10 protein-coding genes are annotated in these 8,600 nt (G+C 68.3%); 4 read left to right on the plus strand and 6 right to left on the minus strand.

Annotation, left to right across the window (positions count from 1 at the left end):
* The 6 genes from RSA25_RS17905 to RSA25_RS17930 form a co-directional block, all read right to left on the minus strand.
* On the minus strand, positions 1–2,012 hold a 2,012-nt coding region (locus RSA25_RS17905), incomplete at its 3' end, for an acyltransferase family protein (RefSeq protein ID WP_332810186.1).
* Positions 2,013–2,058: 46 nt separating this feature from the next.
* Positions 2,059–2,751, minus strand: a complete 693-nt coding sequence (locus tag RSA25_RS17910) for a DUF2058 family protein (RefSeq protein WP_332810187.1) — start codon at positions 2,749–2,751, stop codon at positions 2,059–2,061.
* A gap of 13 nt (positions 2,752–2,764) precedes the next feature.
* A complete protein-coding gene (locus RSA25_RS17915) occupies positions 2,765–3,004 on the minus strand; it encodes a SlyX family protein (protein WP_259203255.1) in 240 nt (79 codons plus the stop codon).
* On the minus strand, positions 2,997–4,346 hold the full coding sequence (locus tag RSA25_RS17920) for a UDP-glucose/GDP-mannose dehydrogenase family protein (protein WP_332810188.1): 1,350 nt from the start codon (positions 4,344–4,346) through the stop codon (positions 2,997–2,999). Before RSA25_RS17920 ends, RSA25_RS17915 begins: the two co-directional genes overlap by 8 nt.
* A 23-nt stretch (positions 4,347–4,369) precedes the next feature.
* The gene (locus RSA25_RS17925) at positions 4,370–5,350 is read right to left on the minus strand and encodes an FKBP-type peptidyl-prolyl cis-trans isomerase (protein ID WP_332810189.1); all 981 of its coding nucleotides are present in this window, start codon (positions 5,348–5,350) and stop codon (positions 4,370–4,372) included.
* 84 nt (positions 5,351–5,434) lie between these two features.
* On the minus strand, positions 5,435–6,043 hold the full coding sequence (locus RSA25_RS17930; RefSeq protein WP_332810190.1) for a glutathione peroxidase: 609 nt from the start codon (positions 6,041–6,043) through the stop codon (positions 5,435–5,437).
* A gap of 474 nt (positions 6,044–6,517) precedes the next feature.
* On the opposite strand from RSA25_RS17930, the gene RSA25_RS17935 reads away from it, so the two are divergent.
* From RSA25_RS17935 to RSA25_RS17950, 4 genes are all read left to right on the plus strand, one after another.
* Complete coding sequence (locus RSA25_RS17935) at positions 6,518–6,775, plus strand: hypothetical protein (protein WP_332810191.1); 258 nt, start codon at positions 6,518–6,520, stop codon at positions 6,773–6,775.
* Between the two features lie 2 nt (positions 6,776–6,777).
* Positions 6,778–7,140: a GntR family transcriptional regulator gene (locus RSA25_RS17940; RefSeq protein WP_019185943.1), complete on the plus strand. Its 363-nt coding sequence runs from the start codon at positions 6,778–6,780 to the stop codon at positions 7,138–7,140.
* A complete protein-coding gene (locus tag RSA25_RS17945; RefSeq protein WP_332810192.1) occupies positions 7,137–8,012 on the plus strand; it encodes an ABC transporter ATP-binding protein in 876 nt (291 codons plus the stop codon). Before RSA25_RS17940 ends, RSA25_RS17945 begins: the two co-directional genes overlap by 4 nt.
* On the plus strand, positions 8,009–8,600 hold a 592-nt coding region (locus tag RSA25_RS17950; RefSeq protein WP_332810193.1), incomplete at its 3' end, for an ABC-2 transporter permease. The genes RSA25_RS17945 and RSA25_RS17950, both read left to right, overlap by 4 nt.

Consider the following 8,600-nt stretch of genomic DNA (forward strand, 5'->3'; position numbering starts at 1 on the left):
CTCAGGTGGTCGCCGTCGAAGAACAGCGGCCGGCCGCCGCGCTGGGCGCGACAGGCGTCGGTGTCGCACAGGATCGGCAACGGGTCCCAGATCACCGCACCGGGCAGCCCGGCGGCCACCTGCTGCAGCGCCCCCAGCGCCGGCGCGCGATAGTCCTCCATCCAGGCCCGCTGCACCTGCAGGCCGTTGCGGCAGACCGCGTTGGCGGCGTTGAAGGCATCCGAGCAGCGGTAGGGCGGCGCCGGCAGGACCGGCTTGGGCGCTTCGATCACCACGCGCACGCCCGCCTCGGCCAACGGCCGCCACTGGGCAATCGCACGCTCGGCTTCGGCGGCGCGGCCCGCCGCGCCGGCCGCGCTGTATTCGCTGTCGCGCTGGGCGCGCGCATCGAACAGGATGAACTGGTCGGACAGGCGCGGCACCCGCAGCGAGACCAGCAGCACCACATCCCCCGGGCCGGCGTGCCGCGCGATGTCCGCACGCACGGCCGCGTCGTAGGCCTGGCAGTCCGGTGGCGTCCAGCGCCATTCCTGCAGGCCCAGTTGCGGGCAACCGCCGCGGCCGTACTGCCACACCGTGGCGCCGGTCTCCAGCGCCAGCCGGCGCAGCATCTCGTTGTAGGCCATGGCATGCGAGTCGCCGGCCACGAACACGTTGCGCGGCATCCCCGCCGGCACCGGCCGGTCGCAGCGGCCACGCGAGAAGGTACGCGCGCGCCCGCCCTCGAAGCGCGCCTTGCCCACCTGCAGTGCGCAGCCGGGGTAATCGGCGGCCACCGAGTCACCGCCCGGATACCAGTCCAGCGGGTGCCGGCTGACCGTGCTCAGCGACAGGCGCGGGGACTGCCAGTACAGCAGCGCCTGCACACCGCCGGCCAGCACCAGCGCGGCCACGCCCACCAGCACCCAGCGCGGAGCACTCAGCCGCTGGGCGAGCGGCCCGCGGAACGGTCGCTCCACCCAGCGCCAGGAGGCCCACGCCAGCACGGCCACCAGCAGCGTGGCGAACACGCGCTGGCCCGGCGTTTCCAGGCCCACCGTCCAGCGCATCAGCACGAACACCGGCCAATGCCACAGGTACAGCGAATAGGACAGCAGCCCCACCCGGCGTAGCGGCGCGCTGGACAGCAGCCGGCCCACCAGCGCGCGCGGATGATGGTGCAGCGCCAGCAGCAGCCCGGCACTGGCCAGCACCGGCCACAGCCCGTCCGGCCATGGCGAGCGCCCGGCGCGCGCCGACCACAGCGTCCAGCCCAGTGCCAGCAGCGAGGCCACGGCAAGCAACGACCACGCCACGCGCGCGCGCCCTGGTGCGGGCACCGGCCCGCCACCGCGGTGGCGCAGGTGCAGCCACTGGAACAGCAGCACGCCCACGCCCAGCTGCCAGAACCGGGTGGTGGTGGCATAGAACGCACGCACGGCCTGCTCGGGATGGCTGCCGGCATACACCGCATGGCCGATGGACAGCGCGCTGGCCAGCGCAAACAGGCCCACGCTCAGCGAGCGCCCCCGCCCGCCCCGGCTCCAGGCCAGGAACAGCAGCGGGAACAGCAGGTAGAACTGCTCCTCCACGCCCAGCGACCAGGTATGGGTGAACGGATTGAATTCGGCGCGCGGGGCGAAGTAATCGCTGCCCACGCCCACCAGCACCCAGTTGCTCAGGCCCAGGAACGCCATCAACCCGGTCATGTCGCTGGCTTCGCTCAGCCACGACTCGGGGATCAGCAGCACGCTGGCCAGCCCGGTCAGCAGCAGGCAGGCCACCAGCGCCGGCGCGATGCGGCGCAGGCGGCGCGAATAGAAGCGCTGCAGCGTCTGGCCCAGCGGCAATGCCGGCAGCCGGTGCACCGAGGCACTGACCACGAAGCCGGAAATCACGAAGAAGACGTCCACCCCGGTGAACCCGCCGGGCAGCCAGGCCGGGTCGAGGTGGAACAGGATCACGGCCAGCACGGCGATGGCCCGCAGGCCATCGATATGCGGCACATAGCCGCGACTTGGGTCAGCCGTCATGCGCGTCCCTGCAGGAGAGGGTCGCCACAGGGGCGACCCGGAGACATCACCAGACCAGGTCGTCGGGCACCTGGTAGGCCGGGTCGGCGTACGGGTCGGCCTCGGCGGTGGCGTTGGGATCCACGCGCAGGGCCACCGACGGGGCGAACACCGCTTCGGCCTGGTCCAGCACCTCGGCCGTCACCAGCATGTAGCGGCCGTTCTGCTGCAGCACGCCCAGCTCGCCGGCGTTGAGCGCCTTGAGCTGTTCGGCGGTCACGTAAACGCGCTTGATCTTGCCGCCGTAGTTGAAGTGACGGGCGATCTCGGCGCCGGCATCGTTCAACGACTTGCCTTCCAGCAGCACCTCCAGCTTGGCCTTGGCCTCGCGGCGCAGGCGCGCCTCTTCCTGCTTCAGCCGCTCGGCTTCGATGCGGTCGTCCTTTTCCTTCTGCGCGCGGATCGCATAGGCCTTGGCCAGGTCGATGTCCTCGCGCGAGCGCGGCTTGCCCTGGCCGGCGTTCGGGCTCTGGCCCTGGCCAGGACGACCGCCACCGGGGCGGCCCCGGCCATGCGGCGCGCGGCGGGCAGCATCGCCCTCGCGCGGTGGGCGCGCGGCATCGGCGGGCTTGCCCGGCGCACGGGCGCCGGCGGGTTTGTTGCCCGGGCGGCCATCGCGGCGGGCATCGGGCTTGCGTTCGGGCTTGGGCGCGGACTTGAAGCCCAGGCCCAGCAGCTGGTCGCGGAGTGTATCGCTCATGACGTTGGGTCGATCAGTAGTGCGGGGGCGGCGGTTCTTCGCCCGAATCGGAATACAGCGCGTTGCGGACCTTGCCGAGGTCCTCCAGCAGCAGGCGGGTCAGATCGGCGTTGCGGCTGCCTTCGATGCGGGCATCGGCCAGCGCTTCGCTCAGCTCGGCCAGGGCCTGCTCCTGGAAGGACACGCGCATTTCCAGCTCGACCAGGCGCGCTTCCAGCGCCTGCTCACGCGATGAGGGGGTGGAATCATGCATGCAGCGAACGTCCCCGGCCAATGCCGTAGTAGGCCAGGCCCGCGGCTTCGATCTCCTGCGGGTCATACAGGTTGCGGCCGTCGAACACGACCGCATCGGCAAGCTGCTCGCGCAACCGCGCGAAATCCGGGCTGCGGAACTGCTTCCATTCGGTAACCACGACCAGCGCATCGGCGCCGTCGAGCGCTTCATAGGCGTCTTCGCAGAACACCAGGTCATCGCGCTCGCCAAAGATCCGGCGCGCCTCCTCGGTGGCCTCCGGGTCGTAGGCACGCACGCGGGCGCCGCCTTCCCACAGCTGCGCCAGCAGGCGCCGGCTGGAGGCCTCGCGCATGTCGTCGGTGTTGGGCTTGAAGGCCAGGCCCCAGACCGCGAAGGTCTTGCCGCGCACGCCTTCATCCTCGCCACGGTCGTAGTGGCGCTGGATCAGCTGGTACAGGTGGCCCTTCTGCGCATCGTTGACCGCCTCCACCGCGTTGAGCAGCTTGGGCTCATGGCCGTACTGCTGCGCGGTGCGGGCCAGCGCCTGCACGTCCTTGGGGAAACACGAGCCGCCGTAACCGGCGCCCGGGTAGATGAAATGCCAGCCGATGCGCGGGTCCGAGCCGATGCCCTGGCGGACCTGCTCCACGTCGGCACCGACCTTCTCGGCGATGTTGGCGATCTCGTTCATGAACGAAATCTTGGTGGCCAGCATCGCGTTGGCGGCGTACTTGGTCAGTTCGGCCGAGCGCACGTCCATTTCCACCACGCGGTCGTGGTTGCGGTTGAACGGCGCATACAGGCGGCGCATCAGCGCCACCGAATCGGGGTTGGACGCGCCCACCACGATGCGGTCCGGCCGCATGCAGTCGGCGACCGCGTCACCCTCCTTCAGGAATTCCGGGTTGGAGACCACGTCGAACGCGATCTCCACCCCACGGGCAGCCAGCACCTCGGCGATGGCCGCGCGTACCTTGTCGGCCGTGCCCACCGGCACGGTCGACTTGTTCACCACCACGGTCGGCACCGCCATGTGGGTGCCGATCGTGCGCGCCACCGCCAGCACGTACTGCAGGTCGGCGCTGCCGTCCTCGTCCGGGGGCGTGCCCACGGCGATGAAGATCACCTGGCCATGGGTGATCGCGCTGGCCGCATCGGTGGTGAAGGCCAGCCGCGACGCGGCGTGGTTGGCCTTGACCATCGGCTCCAGGCCGGGCTCGTAGATCGGGATGACACCACGGTTGAGGCCGTCCACCTTCGCCTGGTCGATGTCCACGCAGACCACCTGGTGGCCGACATCGGCCAGGCAGGTGCCGGTGACCAGACCGACGTAGCCGGTACCAAAAATTGCTACACGCATGTCCGTGGTGACTCCAGTTCCGGTTACGGAAGGACGTTGAGCAGTTCGACGTCGAAGGTCAGCGTCGCGTTCGGCCCGATCGGACCGCCCGGCGTGCCCTGTTCGCCATAGGCCAGCTCGCCCGGGATCCAGAAGCGGTACTTGGAACCGGTCGGCATCAGCGAAACGCCTTCGGACCAGCCCTTGATCACCTGGTCCAGGCCGAACTCGATCGGCTGGCCACGCTCGTAGCTGCTGTCGAACACGGTGCCGTCCAGCAGCTTGCCTTCGTAGTTCACGCGCACCTTGCTGGTCGGCATCGGACGCTCGCCCGAACCCGGACGCAGCACCTGGTACTGCAGGCCCGAGGCGGTGGTGACCACGCCCGGCACGGTCTTGTTCTTGGCCAGGAAGGCGTTGCCTTCGGTGCGGTTGGTGCCGGCCTTGGCCGACGCCTGGGCCTGCATTTCGGCCTGCTTGCCGGCCATGAAGCCTTCCAGCGTGGCCTTGGCCTGCTCCGGCGTCATCTTGGTGGCGCCCTTGTTGAAGGTGGTGCTGATCGCGTCAAACAGCGCGTTCAGGTCCACGTCGTCCTTGAGCGGGGCCAGCGACGGACCCACCGCGTAGCTGCCCAGCATCAGGCCCACCTTTTCGCGGTCGACCTTCGGCGCCGGGGTCCCCGGGGCAACGCCCGGCACCGGCTGGCCACTCTTGGCGGCCATGGCCTGGCGCAGTGCGCCGTCGGTCTTCTGGGCTTCTTCCTGGCTGATCAGCGGCTGCTTGCCTTCAAAGGCATTGGTCACCGCGCGACGCAGCGCCGCCAGGTCGATCTCGCTGGAAATCGGGGCGAACGAGTTGGCCACATCGATACCGATGGCGTAGCCGAGCTTTTCCTTCTGGGAGTTCAAAGCGGAGGTCTCCTTGGCAGCCGCGGGGGCGGCCGGTTGTTGCGACATCACGGTACCGGTGGCACCCATCGCCAGAATCAGAACCGACGCCGCGGCGCCGCGCATTCCCATCTTCATTCGCTGCTTTCCTGGAAGTGACTGGACGCCGACGTCGGCGCGAAAGCGATCATTGTCGCACGCACATGCGAGATGTCGAGGTGGTCAGCGCTTTGCGGACGTGACAGACAGCTCACGTTCGATCGCCGCGACCAGATCCGCGTCATCCGGCTTGATCTTGCTGGGGAACTGGGCGACCACCCGGCCATCGCGCGCGATCAGATACTTGTGGAAGTTCCAGCCCGGCTGCACGCCGGTGGCGGCGGCCAGGCGCTGGTACAGCGGCGTGGCCTGGGCGCCGGTGACCTGCACCTTCTGGAACATCGGGAACTTGACGCCATAGGTGAGCGTGCAGAATTCCTGGATCTGGGCCTCGCTGCCCGGCTCCTGGCCCTTGAAGTCGTTGGACGGGAAGCCCAGCACCGAGAAGCCGCGCGCGGCGTACTTCTGCTGCAGCGCCTCCAGCCCTTCGTATTGCGGGGTGTAGCCGCACTTGCTGGCCGTGTTCACCACCAGCAGCACCTTGCCGCCGTACTGCTTCTGCAGGTTCACCTCGGCCTTGCCGGCCAGCGGCCGGTAGTTCACATCCAGCAGCCCGGCCGCATGGGCCGCGGTGGCCGCCAGCAGCCCGCCCAGCAACAGGGTCGCGCCCCAACGGCGGACACGGCCGGGGGCAGCACGGCGCAGGGACGGCTCGGGACGGATCTGAGGCATTGCAACACTCCACGTGGATCGAACGGGATGAACGGGCGGCGCGTCCGCGCGCGGCACAGGGCCGTCGGCAGGGCATTTCGCACTATATCACCGGCACTTTTGCCACCGCGTGGCGATCAGGCGGCGCGCGCGGCGGCGCCCGCTTTCGGGGCTGTCCACAGGGAGAAAGGTGATGGTTTCGCAACGAACGACCGGCGCCTTGCCGAGTCTGGCGGGAGTCCCGATCCGGCAACCACCCTACGGACGTTCACCTGAATAGCCACGCCGCCTGCCCTACCATGGCCGAGGCTGAACGAAACCCGGTCCAGTCACGTCATGCCACATTTCTTGAAACCCATAAAAATCAACACGTTGATTCCCCATCACCCCGATTGTCACACCCCTGCCATCAGTTGGGGTCGGTCACCGGTTGCACTTCGGCGTGCCGGTGTTATAGTTGCATACAACACCAGTCACCTGATGCAGGGGAAGCCCATGAACCGCATGCGCCGCCGCTACTCCGCCAAAGCCGTCACCGCCGCCTCCGCGCTGCTGTTGCTCGGCTGGCTGGGCACCCCTGCCGATGAGGTCGGCACCCGTGCCGCCACCGGTGCGTTTGAAAGCCCGCAGGACGCAGGCGTCATCGAGGCAGGGACCGCCGACGGCGCCCCCACGCCAACACCCCGCCGGCTGCACAGCTCCCTGTCCATGCCTTACTTCTCATTCGCACAGTCGCTGAACCCACGGAGCTGACCATGAGCGATATCCAATGGAGCGATGGCGCTCCGATCTACCGTCAGCTGAAGGAGCGCGTGATCGCCATGATGCTTGACGGCATCATCAAGCCGGGCGACGCCCTGCCCTCGGTCCGGCAGGTCGCCGCCGAGTACCAGCTCAACCCCATCACCGTATCGCGCGCCTACCAGGAACTGGCTGACGAAGGCCTGGTCGAAAAGCGCCGCGGGCTGGGCATGTTCATGACCGAGGAAGCGGCCACGCAGCTGCGCAGCAGCGAGCGCGACCGGTTCCTCAACGAAGAATGGCCGCTGGTGCTGGAGCGCATCCAACGCCTGGGCCTGAATCTCGACGAATTGCTGCCCCAGGGGAAATCCTCATGAATGCCGTTGCAAGTGATGTCGTCATCTCCGCCCGCGGCCTGCGCAAGGCCTACAAACAGACCGTGGCGCTGGACAACACCAGCTTCACCATCGCCCCGGGCCGGATCACCGGCCTGATCGGCCCCAACGGCGCCGGCAAGACCACCCTGCTCAAGGCCCTGCTCGGCCTGACCACGGTGGACGGCGAGCTGCAGGTGCTCGGGCTGGACCCGGCCGTGCAGCGCAACGCGCTGATGAACGATGTCTGCTTCATCGCCGACGTGGCCGTGCTGCCGCGCTGGATGAAGGTGCGCGAAGCCATCGATTTCGTGGCCGGCGTGCATCCGCGCTTCGACCGCGCCCGCTGCGAGCGCTTCCTGGCCTCCACCAAGCTGCAGCCGCGGCAGCGCGTGCGCGAACTGTCCAAGGGCATGATCGTGCAGCTGCACCTGGCGCTGGTGATGGCCATCGACGCCAAGGTGCTGGTGCTGGACGAGCCGACCCTGGGCCTGGACATCCTGTACCGCAAGGAGTTCTACCAGCGCCTGCTGGAGGACTACTTCGACGAGCAGAAGACGATCATCGTCACCACCCACCAGGTGGAGGAGATCGAGCACATCCTCACCGACGTCATGTTCATCCGCGATGGCCGCATCGTGCTGACCACCGACATGGAAGACATCGGCGACCGCTACAGCGAAGTGCTCGTTTCGGCCGAGACCCTGGAGGCCGCCCGCGCCCTGCAGCCGATCGATGAGCGTGCCCTGCCGTTCGGCAAGACCGTGCTGCTGTTCGACGGGGTGCCGCGCGCCCAGCTCACGCCCCTCGGCGAGATCCGCAGCCCCGGGCTGGCGGACCTGTTCGTGGCCATCATGAAGGGAACCTACGCATGAACACCGTCCACCACCCCATCAGCACGGCCAGCACCTTCAAGTGGATGCTCAAGCGCGAGTACTGGGAAAACCGCGGCGGTTTCCTGTACGCCCCGCTGATCGCCGGTGCCATCTCGCTGGTGATGAGCCTGGTCGGCATCCTGTTCGGGCTGCTGGCCATGCACCGCGCGGCCCGCAACGGCGGCATCGTGATCGATGACCAGAACGTCAACGTCAACGGGCTGGACCTGTCCCTGCTCACCCAGAAGCTGGACGCCGAGGCGATGCACAACCTGGCCAACGGCCTGGACCTGACCCTGGTGCTCAGCTCGCTGTGGCCGTTCATCGTGCTGGCCTTCGTGGTGTTCTTCTACTGCCTGGGCGCGCTGTACGACGATCGTCGCGACCGCAGCATCCTGTTCTGGAAGTCGCTGCCGCTGTCTGATACCCAGACGGTGCTGTCCAAGGCCATGAGCGCACTGCTGGTGGCCCCGGTGATCGCCGTGCTCGCCTCGATCCTGACCATGTTCGGCTTCCTGCTGATCATCAGCGTGGTCGTGCTGGCCCATGGCGGCGACCCGATGGCCCTGATCTGGGGCCCGGCCAGCC

The sequence above is a fragment of the Stenotrophomonas sp. genome (assembly GCF_036662295.1).
Lineage (GTDB): Bacteria > Pseudomonadota > Gammaproteobacteria > Xanthomonadales > Xanthomonadaceae > Stenotrophomonas.

What these genes read in the sequence shown, in the direction of transcription:
- RSA25_RS17920 (WP_332810188.1), bottom strand. Translation starts at nt 4,346, where the DNA reads ATGCGTGTAGCAATTTTTGGTACCGGCTACGTCGGTCTGGTCACCGGC.
- RSA25_RS17915 (WP_259203255.1), bottom strand. Translation starts at nt 3,004, where the DNA reads ATGCATGATTCCACCCCCTCATCGCGTGAGCAGGCGCTGGAAGCGCGC.
- RSA25_RS17935 (WP_332810191.1), top strand. Translation starts at nt 6,518, where the DNA reads ATGAACCGCATGCGCCGCCGCTACTCCGCCAAAGCCGTCACCGCCGCC.
- RSA25_RS17910 (WP_332810187.1), bottom strand. Translation starts at nt 2,751, where the DNA reads ATGAGCGATACACTCCGCGACCAGCTGCTGGGCCTGGGCTTCAAGTCC.
- RSA25_RS17925 (WP_332810189.1), bottom strand. Translation starts at nt 5,350, where the DNA reads ATGAAGATGGGAATGCGCGGCGCCGCGGCGTCGGTTCTGATTCTGGCG.
- RSA25_RS17930 (WP_332810190.1), bottom strand. Translation starts at nt 6,043, where the DNA reads ATGCCTCAGATCCGTCCCGAGCCGTCCCTGCGCCGTGCTGCCCCCGGC.
- RSA25_RS17945 (WP_332810192.1), top strand. Translation starts at nt 7,137, where the DNA reads ATGAATGCCGTTGCAAGTGATGTCGTCATCTCCGCCCGCGGCCTGCGC.
- RSA25_RS17940 (WP_019185943.1), top strand. Translation starts at nt 6,778, where the DNA reads ATGAGCGATATCCAATGGAGCGATGGCGCTCCGATCTACCGTCAGCTG.